Genomic DNA, 21,514 nt, shown 5'->3' on the forward strand with positions numbered 1-21,514 from the left:
ACATTTCACACATGAGCCGGACATGGACGACGACACCCCCGACGCGCCAGAGCTGTCCCTGTTTCTCGCCTCGACCGCGCACGACATGAAGAACTCGATCAGCGTCCTGTCCGGGACGCTGGAGCGGCTGCTGGTCGCGCATTCTTCCCGGCCCGCCGCGCAGACGGACCCGGAATACACGCAGATGGCGCACATGCTGTACCAGACGAAGCGCCTGAACGACAACCTGATGCAGCTGCTGGCGCTGTACAAGCAGGTGGGCACGCCCGCGTACCCGTTCGACATGCAGCCGCTCGAGCTGGGCCAGCTGGTCGACCAGGTGGTGGCGCTGGAGCGTGTGCTGCTGACGTCGCGCGGCGTGAAGCTGGAGCTGGATTACGACGCGGACCTCGTCTGGCACCTCGACGAGGACCTGATCGTGGGCGTGCTGTCGCATGCGATCAACAACGCCATCCACTACACGTGCGACACGGTGCGCCTCGCGATCCGCGCAACGGACGACGGCTGGCTCGAACTGCGCGTGGAAGACAACGGCCCCGGTTATCCGCCGGCGCTGCTGAAGGCGGGCGCGATCGCGACACGCGATACGGCGGCCGGCATGAACTTCCTCACGAACAGCGCGGGCCTGGGGCTGTATTTTTCGAGCGAAGTCGCGCGCATGCACCGCCACCGCGAGCGCCGCGGCCTGCTCCGTCTCGAGAACGGCGGGCGTTACGGCGGCGGCTGTTTCATCCTGAACCTGCCATGAACGCACCCGGGAACGCGCCGGTGAAGACGGTGACCGAGATCGACTGGGCCGGCAAGAACTACCTCGTCGTCGACGATTTCGTCGGCGTGCGCCAGCTGCTGCGCGAAGCCTTGCGCAGCCTGGGCGCGAAGAACATCGACCAGGCATCGTCCGGCGGCGAGGCGATGGGGCTGCTCGCGCGCATCCGCTACGACGTCGTCCTGTGCGACTACAACCTCGGCGACGGCAAGAACGGCCAGCAGGTGCTGGAGGAAGCGCGCGTGCGCAACCTCGTCAACCCGAGCACCGTGTGGCTGATGGTGTCGGCCGAGAAGAGCGTGGAATCGGTGATGGGCGCGGCCGAGCACCAGCCGGACGCCTACCTGATCAAGCCGATCACGGAAGGCGTGCTGCTCACGCGCCTGAACCGCGTGTGGCACAAGAAGCAGGTCTTCCGCCTCATCGACCAGGCCTACGCCGAGAAGGACTACCTGCGCGCGGCGCGCATGTGCGACGCGGCGATGGAAGTGCACAAGGCGCACGAGATCGACCTGTTGCGCATGAAGGCGAAGCTGATGGAGAAGAGCGGCGAGCCGGATCGGGCGCGCGAGGTGTACGAGCGCGTGCTGGAACAGCGCGAATACCAGTGGGCGCGCTCCGGCATCGCCAAGATCCGCATGGCCAACGGCGAATTCGAGCAGGCGCGCCAGGCCTTCCAGAGCGTGATCGCGGAGAACCGCTACTACATCGACGCCTACGACCAGCTCGCGCTCGCGTACCAGAACATGGGGAAGCTGGACGAGGCCTGCGCCATCCTCGAACGGGCCGCGAAGCTGTCGCCGAATTCCGTGCCGCGCCAGCGCAACCTCGGGAACGTCGCGCTCAAGGTGGGCAATGTGCAGATCGCGGAGAAGGCCTTCCGCAAGTGCATCGCGATCGGCGAATACTCGATCATGAAGACGCCCGACGCCTACCTCGGGCTGGCACGCGTGTGCGGCCAGAAGAACGACGCGAAGGAAGCGTTGCAGCTGCTGGCGCAAGCCCAGCGCGAATTCGCCGCGGACCATCCGGACATCGCGCTGCGCTCGAAGATCACGGAGGGCCTCGTCTACCACGAGAGCGGCGACTACCGGCGCGCGCGCAAGGCGGGCGACGAGCTGGAAGCCCTGCTGAACGCGACGGACAACCGGCCCGACATCCCGACCTGCCTGGAACTGGCCACGTTGCTGTTCGCCGTCGGCGTGAAGGACGCGCCGGCCGACCTGCTGTGCTACGTCATCCGCAACAACCACGACAATCCGCTGCTGCTCGACGAGGTGCAGAAGATCTTCGAAAAGGCGCGCCTGGGCGACGAGGGCCTGGAACTGATCCGCGCATCGAAGAAGGAAGCGACGGACCTGATGAACCAGGGCGTGCTGCTGTGGAAGACGGGCAAGCTGAAGGACGCCGTGACGTGGATGCGCGAGGCGCGCAAGAAGGTCCCGAACAACCAGCGCATCCTGTTCAACGCGGCCCAGATCCTCGTCTCGCACCTGCAGCAGCACGGCTACGACACGGCGCTGTCCGCCGAAGCCTACGACGTGCTGCACCACGTCGACCGGCTGCTGCCGGGGCAGCAGCGTTTTGCGCAACTCATGGAGCAGTTGGCGCAGTTGCAGCCGGTGGCGGAGCGTGGGGCGGTGGATGAGGTGGCTTGATCGGCCAGTAAATTCCGCTACGCGATCTGGTGAAAATCATAACGCCGGCGGCGCGGACCGCCGTGTGAGAATTTCGGCCTGACTAACTGCGGAGGGCTGCATGCGCATCGAATGGACGAACCCATCCCCGAACGGCGTGTCGCGCCGCGGCTTCCTGAAGTCCGCCGGCGGGCTTGTACTGGGCTTCGTCGTGCCCGGCGCCGCGCGCGCGGGCGCGACGGCACCCGCCGCACCCAACGCGTTCCTGCGCATCGCGCCGGACGGCACGATCACGGTGATGGTCGACCGCCTCGAATTCGGCCAGGGCGTGCACACGGCGCTGCCAATGCTGATCGCCGAAGAACTCGACGCGGACTGGTCGCAGATGCGCGGCGCGCTGGCGCCCGCGGCCAGCGCCTACAACGATCCGCTGTTCGGCATCCAGATGACGGGCGGTTCGATCTCCGTGTCGCACTCGTTCACGCACTACCGCGAAATCGGCGCCCGCGCCCGCGCGATGCTGGTCGCGGCGGCGGCCGAGCGGTGGCAGGTCGAGGCGGCGCAGTGCACGACGGCGAAGGGCGTCGTCTTCGGCCCCGGCGGCCGCAAGGCCCGTTATGGCGCGCTGGCCGATGCCGCGATGGCGCAGCCCGTGCCGGCGACGGTCAAGCTGAAGGACGCGAAGGATTTCCGCTGCATCGGCAAGCCATTCCTCCGCCTCGATGCACGCGCGAAGGCGAGCGGCAGGCAGCAGTTCGGCATCGACTTCGCGCTGCCCGGCATGAAGGTGGCCGTGATCGCGCGCCCGCCCGTGTTCGGCGCGCGGGTGCGCAGCGTCGACGCCGCCAAGGCCAGGGCGATCAAGGGCGTCGTCGACGTGGTCGAGGTAGCGGCGGGCAGTGGCGGCCGCGGCGTGGCCGTCATCGCGGACGGTTACTGGCCCGCGACCCAGGGCCGCGCCGCGCTGGCGATCGATTGGGACACGAGCGCAGTCGACAAGCCGGATTCAAGCCGGCAGATGCGCGCGTACCGTGCGCTCGCCGCGAGCCCGGGCTTGCCGGCCAGCGTGGCAGACACCGGCCGGCTGGCATCGGCACCGAAGACGATTGCGGCCGTCTACGAATTTCCCTACCTGGCGCACGCCCCGATGGAGCCGGTCAATTGCGTGGTCGATCTCCAGGGCGACCGGTGCACGGTGTGGGCCGGCGTGCAGTTCCAGACCTTTGACCGCGCCGCCATCGCCACCGCCACGGGCCTGGCGCCGGAGCGCGTCACATTGCACACGATGATGTCGGGCGGCGGTTTCGGCCGGCGCGGGGTGACGACGTCGGACGACCTGGTCGAAGCCGTCAACGTCGCGAAGGCGTACGGACGGGGGGCCGTGAAAGTCGTCTGGAGCCGCGAAGACGACATCAGGGGCGGCTACTATCGCCCGTCACACGTCCACAAGGTCGATATCGGGCTCGATGCCGACGGCGACGTCGTCGCGTGGAACCACGTGATCGTCGGCCAGGCCATCAGTGCCGGCACGCCGTTCGAAGGCGCGTTGATCAAGGACGGCATCGATTCCACGACGACGGAAGGCATCGCGGGGATGTATGACTTACCTGTGAACCTGTCGGTCCACCACCCCAAGGCGAACGTGCCCGTGCTGTGGTGGCGCGGCTCGGCCTCCACGCACACGGCCTTCGTGATGGAGACGCTGGTGGACGAGGCGGCCCATGCGGCCGGCGTCGATCCCGTCGCGTACCGGCGCAAGCTGCTGGGTGCGACGAAGCCGCGGCATCTGGCGGCGCTCGACCTGGCCGTGGCGAAGTCCGGCTATGGCACACGGACGCTGCCCGTCGGCCGAGCCTGGGGCGTGGCCATGCACGGGATGGCGGGCAGCGTCGTGGCCTACGTGGTCGAAGCGTCGGTGGAGAAGGGTCTGCCCAGGCTGCACAAGGTCACGGCCGGCGTGCATTGCAACCTGGCCGTCAATCCGCTCGCGATCGAGGCGCAGGTGCAGGGCGCCGTGCTGATGGCCGTCGGCACGACGTTGCCGGGTGCCGCCGTCACGTTCAAGGACGGTGCCGTCGAACAGAGGAATTTCGGCGATTACACGGTGGCGCGCATGCCGGACATGCCGCACGTGGACGTGTTCATCGTGCCGTCCGGCGAGCCGCCCAGCGGCATGGGCGAGCCGGGCCTGCCGCCGCTGGCGCCGGCCTTCGCCAACGCCGTGTTCAGGCTCACCGGCAAGCGCTTGCGCAAGCTGCCGTTCGACCTCGATGCGGCGTGAGTTCGCGCCGGATCAGCCCGGCTGCCGCTTCCATTCGGCGTAGCGTTGCGCGATGACGGGCGCGAGCCGGTCGTACGTGTCCCACGTGTCGGGGAAGTGGGACTGCCAGGATACGTCGTCGTATCTTACGGCGCGCCTTTATCCGTCTTGGACCGGCTCGGACGCTTGCCGTTGCCGCCCTCGCTGCCGTTGCCGGCGCTCGTCGCGCCGTTGCCGGCTTTCGGCGCAGGTTGAGCCGGCTCCGCCTTGGGCGCACCACCGGCATTCTCGGCCGGTGCCGGTGCCGGTGCCGGTGCCGGCGCCATCGCACTCGCAACTGCCTGCGTAAATTGATCCTGCAACATGTTCCACCACGCGACGGCGGCCGGCATCGCCATCGACGCCGCGTTGGCCTGCGGGTCCGGTGCGGCGGATGCTTGCGGTGCCGCCGTGCCCGGCTGTGCCGTGCCGCCGCCGCCCGTGCTGCTCGCGTTGCCTGCATCGGCTGCGCCCGGCGCGGCCACAAACGGTGCCGGCGCACCCGGTTTCACAGCGGGCGCGGCCGGTGCCGCCGTCTTCGCTGCAGCACCGCCCTGGGCCGGCGCACCGAAGAAGGCCGCGAACGGCGTGGCGCCCATCTTTTCCGCGCTGACGCCGGACTGGCGCATCGCTTCGGCCATCGACGCGCCCATCGATTTCAAGGTCGCCAGCGTGCCGCGCTGCACCTCGAGGGTCTGGATGGTTCCGCGCAGCATCGTGAGATTCAGGTTTAGCCAGGATTCGACGGCCCGCAAGTCGGCGATCCGTTTCTCCAGGTCGTCGGTCGACATGGGGGGCGTCGCGATCCCGGGCATGCCGGGCAGGCCGGTGCCGGGGATCTGCATCGATCCCCACAGGTTCTTGACGAAGTCGAGCGTGTCCGTCATGCCAGGCATGGGCGCGGAGGGTTTCAGCATGGTGGTCTCCCTGATTGGTCGCCGCTAGCGTAACAGATAAATAAGACCGGACATAGATGCGAATGGATATGCGGCGACGCGTGCGGACGGCCCCGCGCCGGCGGACCGGCTACACTAGGCGGATGAGTACCGCCCATGCTCTCATCCGTCGCCGCCGGCAACTGGTGCTCGGTGCCCTCACGGTCGTGCTGCACGTGCTCGTGTTTCGCTGGTTCGCGGGCCAGATGGGCCACGTGCCCGAGCGGGCCTTCCGCGCTGCACGCGTGACCGTGGCGGAATTGGTCGAGGCGCCCAAGCCGCCCCCGCCACCGCCCGTGCCGCCGCCGCGGCCGGCGCTGGTGCAGCCGCCGTTGCCGGAGGTGGCCCCTGTGCCGGTCGAGCTCGCGCCGCCGCCTGCTGCTGCCGGCACGGCCGACGCCAGCGCATCCGCTGCCGGCGCGCCCGCGCCGACGCCGGAAACGGACGCTGTCGCCGCCGCAGGGCGGCAAACGGGGCAGGATGGCGCCGCCGCCGGCCCGGGAGCCGTACAATCGGGGCAGCCAGCGAAACAAGAGGCGCCTGCACAAACGAATGCCCAGGCCGACGCGGCCGCGAAGCCTGCGGCCGCGGCGCCGGAAACGCGTCATTACAAGGTCGACATGCCGCCGTCGGCCGACATCAAGCTCGACGTCGCGCGCACGGACGCGAACGGCACGAAGTGGAGCGGCGATGCGCTGCTGTCGTGGCGGGTGACGCCGTCCAGCTACCGGGTCCAGGTCGAGGCCGGCATCGGCGTGCTGTTCGCGCACGTGAACCTGCTGACCCTGACCAGCGAGGGGACGGTTGGAGACGAAGGATTCGTCCCCACCTTGATGACGGAGAAGCGGCGCGGGCGCGCCATGACGGCGACGCATTTCAATCGCCAGGACGGCACGCTGACGTTTTCGGCGTCGGCGGCGAAGTATCCGCTCGTGCCGGGCGCGCAGGACAAGGCCAGCGTGCCGCTGCAACTGACGGCCATCGCGCGCGCCGATCCGAAACAATTGTCGGGAAATATCGACATCCTTGTCGGCGAAGATCGCGACGCAAGCGTTTTTACCTTCATGGTGGCCGGACAGGAACAGATCGACACCCGCCTGGGCCGCATCGCGACGTGGCATCTCGTGCGGCCGCCCAAGCCCGGCTCGTACAACTCGCGCCTGGAATTGTGGCTGGCGCCCGGTTACGGCTGGTATCCGGTCCAGATCCGCAACGTCGAGGCGAGCGGGGCCGTGACGACGCAGACCGTGAACAATATCGCAATCAAATGAGCAGGAGCTTGAATTGAAGAATGTGTTGAAACTGGCAGGCGCGAGCCTGGTACTGATGGCGGCGCTGGGCGGCCATGCGCAGGCGGCGGAAGAGCATCCGGCCGTCAAGCGTCCGTTCGACCTGCCGCCGTCGGCCGACCTGAACTATTCGATCTCCGCACGCCAGCACGGGTTCAACTTGAGCGGCGATGCGCTCGTCACGTGGCGCGCGGGCGCGGGCAAGTATTCGGTCAACGCCGAGTCGCGCGTGGCGATGCTGGGAAAGCTGACGGAGAACCGCAGCACCGGCATCGTGGATGCGTATGGCCTGGCCCCGACCGAGTACTTCGACAAGCGTTTCCGCAAGGACCCGACGACGGCCGCGTTCGACCGCGACGACAAGACGATCACCTTCAGCCAGGGCGACAAGAACTACCCGGTCAAGGGCGGCGAGCAGGACCGCGCGTCCGTGTCCTGGCAGCTGGTGGCCATCGCCCGGGCCGCGAAGGACAAGTTCAAGCCGGGCTCGGAATGGCAGTTCTTCGTCGTCGGCCCGCACGATGCCGACCCGTGGACGTTCCGCGTCGTCGGCCGCGAAAAGGTCCGGGCCGGGCCGTCGCTGGGGGAAGTGGACGCCGTCCACGTGATGCGCGCGCCGCCGCCCGACTCCAAGGACCAGACGCTGGACATCTGGCTGGCCCCCGGCCACGAGTGGTATCCCGTCAAGCTGCGCTTCACCGACAACGACCGCGACTACGTCGAGCAGACGCTCGAGCGGATCGTCAGGAAGTAACGCAGTCAGTCGCCCAGCCGCGCACGTAGCCCGGCGCCGGCGTCGTGCAATGCGCGTCCGGCACGGGCGTCCCGCGCGCCTCGGCGAGCGGCAGCACGCCTGCCCAGGCGGCGATGTGCATGTCTTCCTCGTCGTCGTCCGGCGCGCCCGTGCGGACCTTGCACGCGGCCTCGGCGAGCGCGATGCGCAGTACGGTCGTCGCCGCGAATTCCTTGTCGTTCCCGGCGCGGATCTCGGCTTGCCGGCCCGGCGCGATGTGCTCCATGAAGTCGGCGAGCGCCTGGCGCTTGGCGGGTTCCCCGACGATCTCGAAGCGACCGTAGACCATCGCACTGCGGTAATTCATCGAGTGGTTGAAGGCGGAGCGCGCGAGCACGAGGCCGTCCAGGTGCGTGATCGTCACGCAGCAGTCCTGCTCCGTCAGGCGCTGCACCATGCGGCTGCCGTTCGATCCATGGATGTACAGATGGTCGCCGCTGCGCCAGCAGGCGGTGGGGATGCAGTGCGCGCCGTGCGCGTCGGCGAACGCGATGTGGCAGAGGTAGGCGGCATCGACGATGGCGTGCAGCAGGGCAGGATCGTAGGACGCCTTGGATGCGCCGCGCTTGACCTGGGTGCGGGAGGAAGGAGCAGTGTTCATTGGCCTCGAAAGTAGGGGTGGAAGCCGCACTATAATGGCCGTGATGGCCCTGGTAACAGACCCAGGGCCGCACAATTTCATGGAGCCATGATGGACTACGCCCTGCTGCTGGACACCTTCGGCCGCGACAACGCCCGCAACGCCTGGCCGCGCCAGCGCCTGCTGCACGAATGCCTGCGTGCCGCGATCCGCGACGGCACACTCGCCGCCGGCACGCGCCTGCTCGCCACGCGCGCGCTCGCGCAGGAGCTGGGTGTGGCCCGCAACACGGTGCTGTATGCGTACGAGCAGCTGGCCTGCGAAGGTTTCGTCATCCCGGACCGGCGCGGCACGGTGGTCGCGCGCATCGCCCCGGTGGCGCGCCGGCGCGGCGCCGACGTCCCGCACGCCGGCCTGGCCCGCCGCGCGCAGAATCTGCGCGTCGTGAACGGCAATGCCGGCGACGCGCTGCCGTTCACGCCCGGCGTGCCCGATCTGCGCGCGTTCCCCCTTGCGCAGTGGCGCCGCCTGCTGGACCGCGCCTGGCGTGGCCTGTCCGCCCACCAGCTGAACTACGGCGATGCGGCCGGCGAGCCGGCGCTGCGCACGGCGATCGCGGACTACCTGCGCGCGTCGCGCGGCGTCGTGTGCGAGCCGGGCCAGGTGTTCATCACGGACGGCACGCAGGGAAGCCTCGACCTGTGCGCGCGCGCCTGCGCGGACGCGGGCGACACCGCCTGGATCGAGAGCCCGGGCTACGGCGGCGCGCTGGCCGCATTCCGGGGCGCAGGCCTCATCGTCGAAGGTATCGCGGTCGACGGCGAGGGCATGGCGCCATCGCTGCAAGACTGGACCGCGCGCCGCCCGAAGCTGGTCTACACGACGCCGTCGCACCAGTACCCGATCGGCGTGGTGACGTCGGCCGCGCGGCGCATGGCGCTGATCGACGGCGCGCGCGCGGCCGGCGCCCTGATCGTCGAGGACGACTACGACAGCGAATTCCGCCACGAGGGCCCGCCGCTCGCGGCCATGCAGGGCCTCGTGGCCGATGCGCCCGTGCTGTACTGCGGGACGTTCAGCAAGACGATGTTCCCCGCGCTGCGCATCGGGTTCGTCGTCGTGCCGGCCGGGCTGGCGCCGCAGCTCGCCGCCATGCGCGCGCAGTCGGCGGCGGCGGGGCGTACGGCGGAGCAGCTGGCGCTGGCTGAATTCCTGCGCAGCGGCGAGTTCGCGCTGCACCTGCGGCGCATGCGGCGGCTGTATCGGCAGCGGCGCGACGCGCTGGTGGAGGCGCTCGACCGGCATCTGGACGGTCATGCCGTCATCGAAGGCGCCTCCGCCGGGATGCATCTGGCGTTGTGCCTGCCGTCCGATGGCGTTGCGGACGTCGAGATCGTGCGGCGGGCGCGGGAGCAGGGGATCGTCGTGAACGCGTTGTCGGCGCACGCGGTGCCCGGTGGACCGGTGGCCAATGGATTGCTGCTCGGTTATGCGCAGGTGCCGGTGGAGCGCATGGATGCGCTGGTCGCTAAGCTGGCGGGCGCGCTGACCTGATCCGGGTCTCAGGTCCCGTTGAAGTGGCCGAGCCACAGCGCAGCGACGGCGCCTTCCAGCTCGGTGCCGAAGTCGCGGTCGAGGCCGCGCAGCCCCGGTTCCTGCAGCAGGGATCGGAGCGCGGCCGGATACGACAGTGCCTGCCACAGGCCGAGCGTGAGCGCATAAGTGCGCAGCAGGAGGGTCTCGCCGCTGCCGGGTGGCGTCAGGCCGGTATGCGCCTCGAGGCGCGCACCGCTTGCCGCAAGGCCGTTCGCGAGGGCCAGCTTGAAGCGTCGCATGGGTTCGACCGGCAGGTTCTGCTCGAGGATGGCGTTGCCCAGGGCTGCCAGCGGCAGCAGGTCGCCACTGCCCGCGATCAGCCGGCCGAAACCGGCAGCGAACGCGCCGGCGACGGCCGCGCCGCCGCGCGGCAGACTGTCCAGCAGGGGCTCCAGCGCCGCGAACATCCGTGCGAACCCGTCCTCCAGAAGCGCCACGAAGATTTCTTCCTTGGTCCTGAAGTACAGGTAGACCGTACCCTTGGCCAGTCCCGCGGCGCTGGCGATATCGGCCACGGGCGGCAAGGCGCCGCGCTCGCGATACAGCCGGTGCGCCGCCGCCAGCACCACCTGCCGGCGGCTTTCTCGTTCGTCGTCACTCAGTGCGGTACGGGCCACGGCACTCCTAATTCTTCATCAACGCAAAGGCAACACGCCGCTGCACCACGCGCGGCATGAGGCGGTTCGACCATGCCGTCAAAGCGTTCAGCCAGCCGGGCACGATCGACGCGCGTCCGGAGTATAAGGCCTTCAGACCCGTCAGCGCCACCGGACGGCTGCGCATCATCACGAGGCGCTGGTACAGCGTGGGCTTCTGGCCCGAGACGTCCAGGAAACGGGTCGCCGTGATCCCGGGCGACAGCACGGTGACGGTCACGCCACGCGGTTTCAATTCTTCATGCAGCGCCTCGCCGAACAGCAGGACGTAGGCCTTGGTCGCGCTATAGGCCGCGTAGGTCGGCGTGGCCTGGTAGCCCCCGATGCTGGCCACGAGCAGGATGTGCCCGCGGCCGCGTGCCGTCATCGCGCGGGCGAACACGTGGGTCAGCTCGGTCAGCGACAGCATGTTCAGCTGCATCATGTCGAGCGTGCGGTCGAGCGGCTGCGACAGGAACTCGCCATACACGCCGTAGCCCGCGTTGTTGATCAGGACGTCGACGGTGATGCCCGCCGCGGCCAGGCGGTCGTGCAATGCCGTGCCGGCGCCCGGCCGCGCCAGGTCGATACCGACGACGTGAGTCCGCACGCCATGTCGTGCCTGCAGTTCGATCGCCAGCTTGTCCATCGGCTCCACCGAGCGGGCCGCCAGCACCACGTTGGCGCCACGCGCGGCCAGCAGATGTGCGAAGTCGACACCGAAGCCGCTCGACGCGCCCGTCACCAAAGCCCATTGTCCTTCCAGATCCCGCATCGCTTTTCCTCCCGGTTTAAATAGATGACCATTGGTCAGTAATGCGTCATTATTGAATGACCGGCGGTCATTAGTCAAGCGGGCGGTGTCTGGTGTTGTCGGGGACACCGAGGATCCGGAAGGCGTGGCGGCAGTGATGGCCTTCCTGGCAAGCGACGATGCGCGCCTGATTACAGGCGTTAACTTGCCGGTGGACGCGGGGCCGAGTGCATCCAACGGACAGCCGCCGATGTAACCGATGTAAACAAGCGGGGCCAGCGCATGCGGCGCCGGCCATCCGCATACGCCAGCGCCGCCTTGATGTCGATCCGCCACGTCGTCCCGGCACCGGGCGCCGTGCGCAGGACGGCGTCCGCATGGATGAGGCGCGCGCGTTCTTCGATGCCGGGCAGGCCCCAGTGGCCGTGCTTCGCGCCGGCATCGAGGTCGATGCCGCGTCCGTCGTCCCGCACGGTCAGCACGAGGGCACGCGCGCCGTACTCGACGATCACGTCGTGCTGCTGCGCATCCGCATGGCGGAAGGCGTTGCGCAAGGCTTCGCGTCCGATGGCGCACAACTCCTGCTCGACGATCGGATGCAGCGCCCGTGCCTCGCCCACGCAGCGCAGCGTGAACCGCTGGCCCGGCCCGGCGTCCTGCTCGCCCACCATGCGCAGGTACTCGTGCAATGGCGGTCCCTTGCGCTCAATCGCCCGCAACGCGGTGATCTTGTCGCGGCCTTCCCGGATGGCGTAGGTGGCGTCGCCCAGGCTGCGTCGCAGCGCGTCGCCCATCCCGGATTCGGATTCGGGCAGGATCGTTTCCACCTTCAGCACGAAGCCCTGGAACGTCTGCAGCACCGTGTCGTGCAGGTCGCGTGCGATGCGTTCGCGTTCTTCCAGCTGCGCGCCCAGGCGCGCGGTGAGGGTGCGGGTCAGGTAGCGCACGCGCAGGCAGTAGCCGAGCCAGAGCAGCAGCACGCCGGCCCCGATGCACGTCAGCTTGAACCAGACGGTCTGCACGAGGGTCGGCGCGATGTGCAGGTCGAGCGTTCGTTCGTTGCCGCTCCACGCGCCGTCCTCGTTCATGGCACGCACGCGGAAACGATAGTGGCCCGGACCGAGACCCGTGTAGGTGGCGCTGCGTTCCGTACCGGTCTGCCACGCGTCGTCCACGCCGTCGAGCCGGTAGCTGAACACGACGCGTTCGGGGCGGCACAGGGCGGGCGCGGTGAAGTCGAAGCGCAGGCGGGTCGTGCCGGCGCGGATCGCGGGCGGCTGTGTCGGCGCGTAGGCGACGTCGTCCCCGGTCACGGCGAGCAGCGACGGTTGCGGCGCGGGCGGCGTGACGTCGCGCGGCGCCAGGTCGGCCTCGACGATGCCGTCCGTCGTCGTCACCCACAATCGGCCGTTCACCATCCGCAGCGAGACCACGCCGGCGGCGGTGCCCGTGTAGCCGTCGCGTATGCCCATCAGCGCATAGCGCAGCGGCGCGCCCGTCTCCACCGCCCGGCGCCAATCGCTCGCCTCGACACGCAGCAAGCCCGTGCCGCCATTGAGCCAGCGGGCGCCGTCGGGTGCCACGACAAAGCCGGTGACACGGCGCAGCACGTCGTCGCGCAGCGCGCGCAGCCGGCGGAACCGCCCGGCGTGCAATACGGCCAGCCCGTCCGTGCCGCCGACAACCAGTTCCGGCTCGGCCGCCACGGACGTCACCTCGCCGATGCCGTCCTGCGCGGCCCGGTCGTAGGTCGTCCGCACATGCCCACCCTCGAACAGCACGAGGCGCCCATCGGCAAGCGCACGCCACATCTGGCCGCGATTGCCTGGTGCGCTGAACACGAATTCGGCCCCGGCCAACGCGCGCAGCGTCGTCCAGGCGCGGCCATCCCAGAGCTGGATCGGCACGTCGAATCCACCGAGCCAGACACGTTCGCCGTCGCTGCGTGCCCAGGCGGCCCTCGCCATGGGGCCCGGGAGATCGACGTGGGTCTCGACACCGGCGCGCCGCAGCGTGATGCCGTCTTCCCGGAGGAGGACGACCGTGCCGTCCGGACCGACGGTGGCGCCCCGATACTTGCCCGGTAGCGGCGTGAGGCGGCGCGCGGCGGGATCGTAGCGCCATCCGCGCTTTTCCTGGGGCGCGACCACCCACACGCTGCCGTCGGCATCGGGTGCGACATGGAAATCGCCCTTGATCGCCGGCAGTTCCAGGGGGCGCAGGGTATTGCGGCGGAAGCGCTCGATGCCGGTCGGCGAGCCGAGCCAGATGTCGCCTTCGCGGTCTTCGAAGACGACGCGCGGCGCCAGTGAGCCCAACTGGCCACGCTGGTCGAGCCGGGCCGTCGTCGCCGCGGCCAGGTCGATGAAGTCGCCCGTGCGCTTGCCCGCGGAGCCAGCCAGGCAGACGCCGGTCGGGCAACGCAGTGCCCACAGGTTGCCGGCGCGGTCGAAAACGGCCGTGCTGCCCGATCCCTGGCCGAGGTAGCGCGGCGGCACGGCAGCGCCGGCAGCCGGCGCCGCGACGAGCGCAAGATACCTGTCCGCACCCGCCCAGAGCCGGCCGTCCGGCGACATCCGGAATCCCTCGATGCGCTCCGGCAGCCCGCCGTTTGCGTTGCGCAGTTCAGTGGGAGCGCAGCGGCCCGTGGTGCGGTCGTAGCGGAACAGCTGGTTGTGCTTTGCGGCCCATAACTGGCCGTCGGGGGCGAGCGCGATCACGACATCCTTGTCGGGACAGCCTTGCGCCGCGCCGAGCGTCGACCAGCGCCCGTCCTGCAGATGGCGCAACCCATACGACGTGGCCACCCACAGCGTCCCGTCGCGATCGCGTTTCACGTCATTGGTCCAGTGGACGGGGCTGTCCTTCGTTGCCGGAGCGAGATGATCGAGCCTGCCGTCCGCGTGGAGGACGCTCAGGCCGTGGTCCTCGTAGCCGATGTACAGATCGCCGTCGGGCTGGGCCGCCAGTTCGGAGATCCGGGGACTCAGCAAGTGCGCGCCGTTGGCCGCGGCGAACGGGTAGAAGCGGACGCCATCGAAGCGGTACAGGCCGTTCGGCGTGCCCAGCCACAGCCAGCCGTCGGGCGTCTGCGCCATGCGCGTGACCTGGACCGGCGCACCGTCGCTGGCGGTCCAGACGGCGTGATTGTAGTCGGCGAACGTCGGGCCGGGGTCTTGCGCGCAAGCCGCCCCGCTCGAGACGAAGCCGAGCAGCGCGCAGAAGAATCGTTGCATCCAGATCATTCCCGCGCTCGCACCATCGTGTCGACTCCGTTCAGTGTTACCTCATGAATAAGGGCCCATTGTAGAGTTTCCGAGGCTTTTCAGCCGGGCGTCAGGCCCCTTATTCGTCCGGGCCGGGATCGTCCGGGTTGTCATTTTCCCAATGCAGCACGATCTCCTTCGGCGCATTGCCCACCTTGACGGTCCGTTTGAAGGTCTTGCCTTCGGCCGATGCGCTGATGCGGTAGGTCCCCGGCGTCAGCTTGGCGAAGAACATCGGGCCGACGTTCGCGACGCTCAGCAGGTCGGTGCCTTTGGCGTCCATGATGTCGAGCTGGATGTCGGACCGGTAGGCGCCGCTCTGTTGCGTGGCAAAGGTCAGCAGCAGGTTGTAGTCGGCGCGCTGGGCCTTCATGGCGGCTTGCTCTTCCACGCCCACGCCGCCGTTGACGTAGGTGACGCCGTTCTGCTGGTGCGGGGTGGGGGCTGCCAGGGCGGCAGTCGAAGTCAACGCAACGGCCACAACCATGGCCGCGCTCGCAAGTGCTCGTTGCATGGTGTCCTCCTTGGTTGTCGGCCGGCCGGACCGGATCGTCCAGCCGGCCTGTCGAGAACTCGACCTTAGCACAAGCCTTTCGATTTCCGCGCGACATAACGGAACTGTAATGCTTATTTTGCAAGTTATTGCCTGGTGCATTTGTTGTCCGTTTCATAAGTTGCAAAAACGTGACGGCCGTTCCCGTGCTAGTTGCCAGGCCTTAACTGTTATACTGACGCCCCCGCGCCCGCCGGCGTCAATGTGCCGCGCGCGACAGCAGACTGGTAAGCCTTACGATGATCGACAACCTGGCAGCAACCGCCGCCGACCTCCAATCCCCAGCGTTAGAAGAACTCGACCCGCTGCAGACGCATTTCCAGGACGGAGTTGCGCCGGACGAGATCGAGCAGGTGTATCACCTCAAGCGCGCGCAGCCGATGCTGCAGGCGTTCACGGCGCTGTTCCACGGCTCGCAGGACGGCGTGATCGTGCGCCTGCTCGTGCTGCGCGAGCTCGCGTCCGACGCGATGGATTCCGCGTTCTCGCGCGCCGACATCAACCAGAAATTCGCCTACCTGATCCCGGAAAGCCTGGAGACGGTGCTGGGCCGCCTGCGCAGCCACGGCCTGCTCGCGTGGGACAACCCGGCCGCCGTCTACCGCATCACGCCGCTCGCGCGCAACGTGCTGGCCGCCCTCGACACGCTGCTCGCGCTGGGCAAGCCGGAAGAGGACGAGGCCGAGATGGGCTTCCTGCTGTCGCAGGTCGCGGGTGCGCAAGCCGTCGGCGGCGTCACGGTGGAGCAGCTGAAGCATTTGTTGGGCCGCCTCGTCGAGCTGCACGAGGAATTCCGCGACGCGATCGCATCCGGCTCCGAATTCCGCCTGCGCGCGTCGCAGGCGAAGTGGCACATGGCGTGCGACTGGGTGGAGAAGGGCTCCGTGATCCTGCGCGCCATCACGTCCGACGAGCGCGCCGATTCGGCCACGCACCGCGCCGCGCAGGCGATCGGCCGCGCGCAATCGCAGCTGCTCAATATGCAGGGCATGTTCTCGCGCGCGCTGAACCAGATCGAGCGCCAGCGCGTGCACCTGGGCCAATCGGGCCTGTCGACGACCGATATCAAGCGCTGGCTGCTGGCGCACGACGACCTCGCGAGCCTCGCCGAGGACGCGATCGACCGCCCCGTCGTCCCGCTGTTCACGACGCCCGCGGAGATGATCGACGTGGCCGAGACGGAACTGATGATGGAGCGCGTGGCGGCCGTGGCGCCGGCGGGCCTGCCGAGCGGCGAGGACGCGGCGATGACCATCAACGACAACCCGGCGATGCAGGCGGAGCTGGACGACTGGATCCGCCGCCTGTCCGATTTCGCCAACCTGGACAACTTCCCCGTGATGGCCGAGGGCGCGCCACGGAGCGTGCCGATCCAGGAATCGCTGCTGCCGGCCAGCTTCGCCGTCGCGTCGTACCGCGCCTCGCTGCTGCCGCTGCTGGGTGATCCGGCCGAGGCGAATTTGCAGGGCCCGACGGCCGAACTGGCGCGCCTGCCCGTGCGCTTCGACTCGGCCGACGAAATGGTGCCGCTCGACGACCCGCACCTCGCGGCGATCTCGCGCGCGACCCTCTCACTGAATCTCGATCTACCGAGCACCCCGGAAAGCACCACGCAAGATGAATGACGACGCCCAAATCCTGATCGCGCGCCTGCTCACGCACCAGACGCTGCGCCGTGACGACAAGATGGTCAAGCGCGCGCTGTCCGACGACCTGTTCCGCACTGAGCTCGACAAGCGCCTGCTCGAATCCGGCCTGAAACTGCTCGACAACGTGTACGCGGACCACGTGACGCTGGCCCTGCATCGCAACGTCGAGCCGAAGATCTTCGGCGCCAAGGACATCTGGCAGAACAATAATTTCGGCCTCACGCGCGACGGCGTGGCGCTGCTCGTCGTGCTGTGGGCGCAGATCATCCTCCCGAAGCGCCAGCGCCAGGAAACCCACCAGGCCATCGCCGTCGACCAGTCGGACATGTTCGACAAGGACAATCCGATCCCGCGCGCGGAAGACACGTCGATCGGCATCTCGTACACGGCGCTGCTCGCGGACTTCGGCGAGAAGCTGGGCAAGAAGACCCGCATGGACATGAACCTGGGCCTGCTGTCGAAGCTCGGCTTCATCGAGCGCCGCGGCGACGTGATCCTGGAAGGTCCGCTGCTCGACCTGCTGATGGATACCGACGTGCTGAAGGAACGCATCATCAACGGCGCGCTGGCCGACGTGTTCAAGCGCGCCCCGCTGGCCGCCGCGCCGCGCCGCCACGTCAGCGAAGCCGCGAACGACGAGCCGCAGGAAGCCGTCGACACGGCCGCCGACACCGACACGCCCCAAGCTTAAGAGACCCGCATGTTCCACATTAAATCCCTCGAGCTGGTCCACTGGGACTACTGGCAGCGCATCAAGAACATCCCGCTCGACGCCAAGATCATCACCATCGCGGGCCAGAACGGCTCCGGCAAGACGACGTTGCTGGACGCGCTGCGCACCCTGTTCGGCCTCGATTGCTCGATGGGCCGCACGTACAAGCACTATGCGCGCCACTCGGGCCAGCAGAGCGCCTGGCTGCGCGCCGTCGTCGACAACAAGCCCGTCGGGCGCCAGCTGTCGAACCGCCCGTTCCGCCATTCCGGCTTCTTCAGCGACGACGAAGTCACGCTGTTCTGCCAGGTGCAGAAGAACGGCGGCGACTGGAAGCGCCAGTACCTGATGCGACCGGGGAACATCCAGATCGAGGAAGTGACGGAAGCGACGGACTGGCTCGGCGTCGAGAACTACCGCAAGCGCCTCGCATCGGCCGGCCTGTCGCCGGCGATGTCGAAGGTGCTGGCACTTGAGCAGGGCGAGACCGACAAGCTGTGCGAATACGCGCCGCGCCAGTTGCTGGACCTCGTGTTCCAGGTGTTCGGCGACAAGGAGGTGCTCGATGCGTACGACGAGGCGAAGCGCCACCAGCGCGACACCGAGTCGGAACTGAAGCGCTTCGAGGCCGAGCTGGAAACGTCGCGCATCAACCTGGAGGGCCTGCGCCTGCGCGTGGCGAACTACCACCAGTGGGAAGACCTGAACAAGGAACGCCGCGCCCTCGTCGAGGAAGTGCTGCCGAGCCTCGAGTACCACGAGGCGCGCGAAAAGGCCGCCAACGTGAGCCGCGCGCTGCGCGAGGCGAAGAAGCCGCTGATGCAGGCCGACGGCCTCCTGTCCGAGAAGCGCAACGCGCTCGCCGCGCAGCAGCGCGCGCTGACGGAAGCGCAGCAGGAGGAAGTCAAACTCGAACAGGAAGCGAACGAACTGGCCACCCGCCTGACGCAGGTGAACGCGAAACTGAAGCCGTTGGAAAGCCTGCTCGAACAAAAGGAACGCCTGAACAAGCTGGCCGCGGACGCCGGCGCGGACATCGCGGAAGTGGCGAGCCAGCTGGAAGCGAAGGAAGCGGAACTCGCGAAGAAGAAGGCCGAGCGCGAAGCCCTGGCCACGCGCATCGCGGGCGAGCTGGCGACGATCAGCGCGCTGCAGGGCAAGACGACGATGCCTGAACCGGAAGCCCAGCGCCAGATGCGCCGCGCGCTGCGCGATGCGGGCATCCCGCACGCCATGCTGTCGGACATCGTCGAAGTGACGGACCCGAAGTGGCAGGGCGCCGTCGAGGGCGTGCTCGGCGGTTATGCGTCCGTCGTGCTGCTGGAGCGCGCGAAGGATGCGCCGGCCGCCTATAAACTCGCGGAGAAGGAGCGTTATCGCCACTTCATCGTGCCCGACTGCGTCGACGCGCCGGTCGTCAAGGACGATACCTTGTTGTCCGTCGTGCGTTTCAGCTCGAAGGCGCCCTCCTGGCTGATCGACCAGCTGGAACGCATCGAGCGCGTGGAGTCCGTCGACGCCGGCTTCAAGAGCGATGCCGACGAATGGATCACGCCGGACGCGTACCACCGCGAACGCCGCGGCGGCCGCTCGCTGTTCGTCGAGCCGTCGCGCTACCGCTTCGGCGCGGCCGGCAAGACGCAGCGCCTGGAAGCCATCCAGAAAGCGCTGCCGTCGCTGGAAGCGCAGGAAGACACGCTGACGCTCGCCATCAGCAAGCTGGCCGCGGAAGTGTCCGCGCTGCGCGTGCGGATCGCGGGCGTGGACGCGGCGAAGGAGCTGTCCGCGCGCCAGGCCGAATTCGAGGAAGCCACGCGCGCGCTGGAACCGCTGAAGGCCGAGCGCCTGCAGGTCGGCGCGCGCCTGGGCGAGCTGCAAGTGCTGATCAAGAACGCGACCGTCACGCGCACGCGCGCCGACACCGTCTGGCAGAACGCCCGCATGGCGCTGTCGGAAGCGGAAGCGGGCATGCGCCTGAACAACCGCCGCGTGATCGAGCAGCGCAGCGAGCACGCGCGCGAGCTGCTCACGTTGCGCCGCTCGTGGCGCCACGTGCCGAAGTCGTGGCGCAGCGCGCAGCAGCGTGCCACGCTCGTCGCGACGCACCAGAACGCGCACCAGGTCAAGCTGCGCATGAATTCCCTCGACGCGTCGCTCGCGCGCGGCGACTGGGAACAGGATCCGACCGTCATCGACCAGTACGCGCGCCTGAACGACCAGCTGTCCGGCCGCCAGGTGGAGACGGAGGAGCGCCGCTACCAGAACAACCGCGCGATCGAGGCGACGGACAATGCGCGCGGCGCCTACATCGAGCGCCTGCGCTACACGATCAAGACGTACTCGAAGAACATCCGCGAACTGGGCGAGCTGGCGAACATCGACGTCTCCGTCGACCCGGTGCGCCTCGAGAACGACGACGTGCAGCTGGCGCAGGCCGGCCTGCACGTGCGTTTCAAGTTCGACGGCAAGGGCCAGATCGGCATGAACGACGGCGAGGCGTCGGGCGGCCAGCAGGTCATGAAGTCGCTCGTCCTGCTCATCGGTCTGTTGAAATCGGAAGAGGGCTCCGGCGGCTTCGTGTTCATCGATGAACCGTTCGCCCACCTGGACATCCGCAACATCCAGCTGGTCGGCGAGTTCCTCAAGAACACCGACGCGCAATACCTGATGACGACGCCGCTGACGCACAACACGGACGTCTACGATCCGTCCGACCTCACGCTCATCACGAGCAAGAAGAAGAAGGACGTGCAGTGGGCGCAGCCGATCTTCGTGCTGCAGCGCCGGCGCGAGGGCGAGGCGGAAGCGAAGGTAGCTTAAGAGACCACGGCGTTACGCGTGGGCACCCCTGTGCCCACGCGTAACGCCAACATGGCGCAAACGTCACGCGTGGGCACGGGGTGCCCACCCTACCGGGTACCGTGCCAGTCACGCTGGCGCATCAGATCTCGCCGATTTCCTTGCGCTTGCGCTGGCGCCAGCGCATGAAGCTCGCGGAGAAGGTGGCGAAATAGGCGGCCGTGATCCCGAGGCACAGCATCGTGACGGGGCTGTCCGTGAAGCGCGGATTCGGTTTGTTGCTGCCCTGGTTCATGTAGATCTCGATGCCGAGGTAGATCACGCGCGCCACCAGCAGCATGGCGACGAGGATGCCCATGCGCGACGGCGGCGTGAAGAAGTAGCCTTCCGGCGTGTCCTCGAAGCGGGTGCGGCGCAGGCCGTAGGTGCCCAGCGCGATGCCCGCGATGGCGCCGCCCGCCAGCGCCGCGAGCTGGAACGGGCGGTCGCCGAGTTCGGACGCGGGAATCAGCAGCATCACGACGAACACGAACAGGCCCGTGTAGTGGCGCGACATGATGGAGCGCTGGCGCGTCATCTGCTGCTTCAGGCGCGAATAGATGCGCCACACGAGCAGCGGGACAAGGGCGATCAGGGCGAGGGTGGTCAGGCTCATGCGATAAAACTCGTGCGAAAAAAACTCAGGCGGTGCGCTTGCGCCAGGCGAGCAGGCCGAAGGCGTAGGTCATGTAATAGCCGGCCAGGACGCCGAAGATGACGAGGGTCAGCGGGCTCGATACGAACTCGCGGTGCGCGAACGAGCCCAGCGCGTAGAACTCGTACGCGCGCCACGCCATGCGGGCCATGAACAGCAGCGCGACGGCCATGCCGATCGGCGCGTGCGGCGTGAAGAAGAACGCGTCGCCGACCTGTTCGAAGCGCGTCTTGCCCGTCGCGATGCGGCCGAGGATGGCGCCGACCGGCAGCCCGGCCGCGAGGCCCACGAGGGCGAACGGGTTCGTCTGGATGCTGAGGACGGCCAGCAGGACGATCAGCAGCGGGAAGAACACGAGGGTCGTGCGGTGGCGCCACGTCTTCGATCGCTGGCGGGTCGTCAGGCGCTTGATGCGGCTGACCATGCGCCACAGGACGAGCGGGGCGAGAACGGCGGCAACGACGGGAGTCGGCAACATTGGTTTCCTCCTGGTTCTTTCTGTCGAATCCGCCATTGTAATCCAGGCGCGCGTCGGCAAACCGCCGGTCATGGTAATG

The 21,514-nt window shown here is 68.3% G+C and carries 17 protein-coding genes; 9 read left to right on the top strand and 8 right to left on the bottom strand.

The window, feature by feature from the left end:
* The first annotated feature begins 22 nt into the window (after positions 1 to 22).
* The 3 genes from HAV22_RS13095 to HAV22_RS13105 all read left to right on the top strand — a co-directional run bounded on the left by HAV22_RS13095 (position 23) and on the right by HAV22_RS13105 (position 4,684).
* On the top strand, positions 23 to 748 hold the full coding sequence (locus HAV22_RS13095; RefSeq protein WP_166859526.1) for a sensor histidine kinase: 726 nt from the start codon (positions 23 to 25) through the stop codon (positions 746 to 748).
* Positions 745 to 2,424, top strand: a complete 1,680-nt coding sequence (locus HAV22_RS13100; RefSeq protein WP_166859527.1) for a tetratricopeptide repeat protein — start codon at positions 745 to 747, stop codon at positions 2,422 to 2,424. The genes HAV22_RS13095 and HAV22_RS13100 overlap by 4 nt, the downstream gene beginning before the upstream one ends.
* Positions 2,425 to 2,524: 100 nt before the next feature.
* Entirely contained in the window at positions 2,525 to 4,684 is a 2,160-nt protein-coding gene (locus HAV22_RS13105; protein ID WP_166859528.1) for a xanthine dehydrogenase family protein molybdopterin-binding subunit, read from the top strand.
* 125 nt (positions 4,685 to 4,809) lie between these two features.
* Here HAV22_RS13105 and HAV22_RS13110 read toward each other — a convergent pair whose 3' ends face one another.
* Complete coding sequence (locus HAV22_RS13110; RefSeq protein ID WP_208296179.1) at positions 4,810 to 5,619, bottom strand: PhaM family polyhydroxyalkanoate granule multifunctional regulatory protein; 810 nt, start codon at positions 5,617 to 5,619, stop codon at positions 4,810 to 4,812.
* A gap of 122 nt (positions 5,620 to 5,741) precedes the next feature.
* Between HAV22_RS13110 and HAV22_RS13115 the strand changes: the two genes are divergently transcribed.
* Both HAV22_RS13115 and HAV22_RS13120 read left to right on the top strand, forming a co-directional pair.
* A complete protein-coding gene (locus HAV22_RS13115; RefSeq protein WP_166859529.1) occupies positions 5,742 to 6,908 on the top strand; it encodes a DUF3108 domain-containing protein in 1,167 nt (388 codons plus the stop codon).
* Between the two features lie 22 nt (positions 6,909 to 6,930).
* Positions 6,931 to 7,680: a DUF3108 domain-containing protein gene (locus HAV22_RS13120; protein ID WP_371869652.1), complete on the top strand. Its 750-nt coding sequence runs from the start codon at positions 6,931 to 6,933 to the stop codon at positions 7,678 to 7,680.
* Here the strand turns inward: HAV22_RS13120 and HAV22_RS13125 are convergent.
* Positions 7,670 to 8,320 (bottom strand): pyridoxamine 5'-phosphate oxidase family protein, encoded by a 651-nt coding sequence (locus HAV22_RS13125; protein WP_166859530.1) that lies wholly within the window; start codon positions 8,318 to 8,320, stop codon positions 7,670 to 7,672. The two genes, HAV22_RS13120 and HAV22_RS13125, sit on opposite strands and share 11 nt — an antisense overlap.
* A 90-nt stretch (positions 8,321 to 8,410) precedes the next feature.
* Here HAV22_RS13125 and pdxR point away from each other — a divergent pair, with 90 nt between their 5' ends.
* The gene (gene pdxR / locus HAV22_RS13130) at positions 8,411 to 9,853 is read left to right on the top strand and encodes a MocR-like pyridoxine biosynthesis transcription factor PdxR (RefSeq protein WP_166859691.1); all 1,443 of its coding nucleotides are present in this window, start codon (positions 8,411 to 8,413) and stop codon (positions 9,851 to 9,853) included.
* Between the two features lie 8 nt (positions 9,854 to 9,861).
* Here the strand turns inward: pdxR and HAV22_RS13135 are convergent, their stop codons facing one another.
* The 4 genes from HAV22_RS13135 to HAV22_RS13155 form a co-directional block, all read right to left on the bottom strand.
* A complete protein-coding gene (locus HAV22_RS13135) occupies positions 9,862 to 10,512 on the bottom strand; it encodes a TetR/AcrR family transcriptional regulator (RefSeq protein ID WP_166859531.1) in 651 nt (216 codons plus the stop codon).
* A 7-nt stretch (positions 10,513 to 10,519) separates the two neighbouring features.
* On the bottom strand, positions 10,520 to 11,305 hold the full coding sequence (locus HAV22_RS13140) for an SDR family NAD(P)-dependent oxidoreductase (protein WP_166859532.1): 786 nt from the start codon (positions 11,303 to 11,305) through the stop codon (positions 10,520 to 10,522).
* Positions 11,306 to 11,484: 179 nt separating this feature from the next.
* On the bottom strand, positions 11,485 to 14,520 hold the full coding sequence (locus tag HAV22_RS13150; protein WP_166859533.1) for a sensor histidine kinase: 3,036 nt from the start codon (positions 14,518 to 14,520) through the stop codon (positions 11,485 to 11,487).
* A gap of 109 nt (positions 14,521 to 14,629) precedes the next feature.
* A complete protein-coding gene (locus HAV22_RS13155; RefSeq protein ID WP_166859534.1) occupies positions 14,630 to 15,064 on the bottom strand; it encodes a carboxypeptidase regulatory-like domain-containing protein in 435 nt (144 codons plus the stop codon).
* A gap of 278 nt (positions 15,065 to 15,342) precedes the next feature.
* Between HAV22_RS13155 and HAV22_RS13160 the strand changes: the two genes are divergently transcribed.
* Genes HAV22_RS13160 through HAV22_RS13170 form a run of 3 tightly spaced genes read left to right on the top strand, consistent with a single transcriptional unit; the run spans position 15,343 to position 20,284 of the window.
* Positions 15,343 to 16,728, top strand: a complete 1,386-nt coding sequence (locus HAV22_RS13160; protein ID WP_166859535.1) for a hypothetical protein — start codon at positions 15,343 to 15,345, stop codon at positions 16,726 to 16,728.
* On the top strand, positions 16,721 to 17,443 hold the full coding sequence (locus tag HAV22_RS13165) for a hypothetical protein (protein ID WP_166859536.1): 723 nt from the start codon (positions 16,721 to 16,723) through the stop codon (positions 17,441 to 17,443). The genes HAV22_RS13160 and HAV22_RS13165 overlap by 8 nt, the downstream gene beginning before the upstream one ends.
* Before the next feature lie 9 nt (positions 17,444 to 17,452).
* On the top strand, positions 17,453 to 20,284 hold the full coding sequence (locus HAV22_RS13170) for an ATP-binding protein (RefSeq protein WP_166859537.1): 2,832 nt from the start codon (positions 17,453 to 17,455) through the stop codon (positions 20,282 to 20,284).
* Between the two features lie 121 nt (positions 20,285 to 20,405).
* Here HAV22_RS13170 and HAV22_RS13175 read toward each other — a convergent pair whose 3' ends face one another.
* Positions 20,406 to 20,918, bottom strand: a complete 513-nt coding sequence (locus tag HAV22_RS13175) for a CcdC protein domain-containing protein (RefSeq protein ID WP_166859538.1) — start codon at positions 20,916 to 20,918, stop codon at positions 20,406 to 20,408.
* Between the two features lie 25 nt (positions 20,919 to 20,943).
* Positions 20,944 to 21,435, bottom strand: a complete 492-nt coding sequence (locus HAV22_RS13180; RefSeq protein ID WP_166859539.1) for a CcdC protein domain-containing protein — start codon at positions 21,433 to 21,435, stop codon at positions 20,944 to 20,946.
* Between the last annotated feature and the right edge of the window lie 79 nt (positions 21,436 to 21,514).

The sequence above is a fragment of the Telluria antibiotica genome, assembly GCF_011682055.1.
GTDB classification, from domain to species: domain Bacteria; phylum Pseudomonadota; class Gammaproteobacteria; order Burkholderiales; family Burkholderiaceae_D; genus Telluria; species Telluria antibiotica.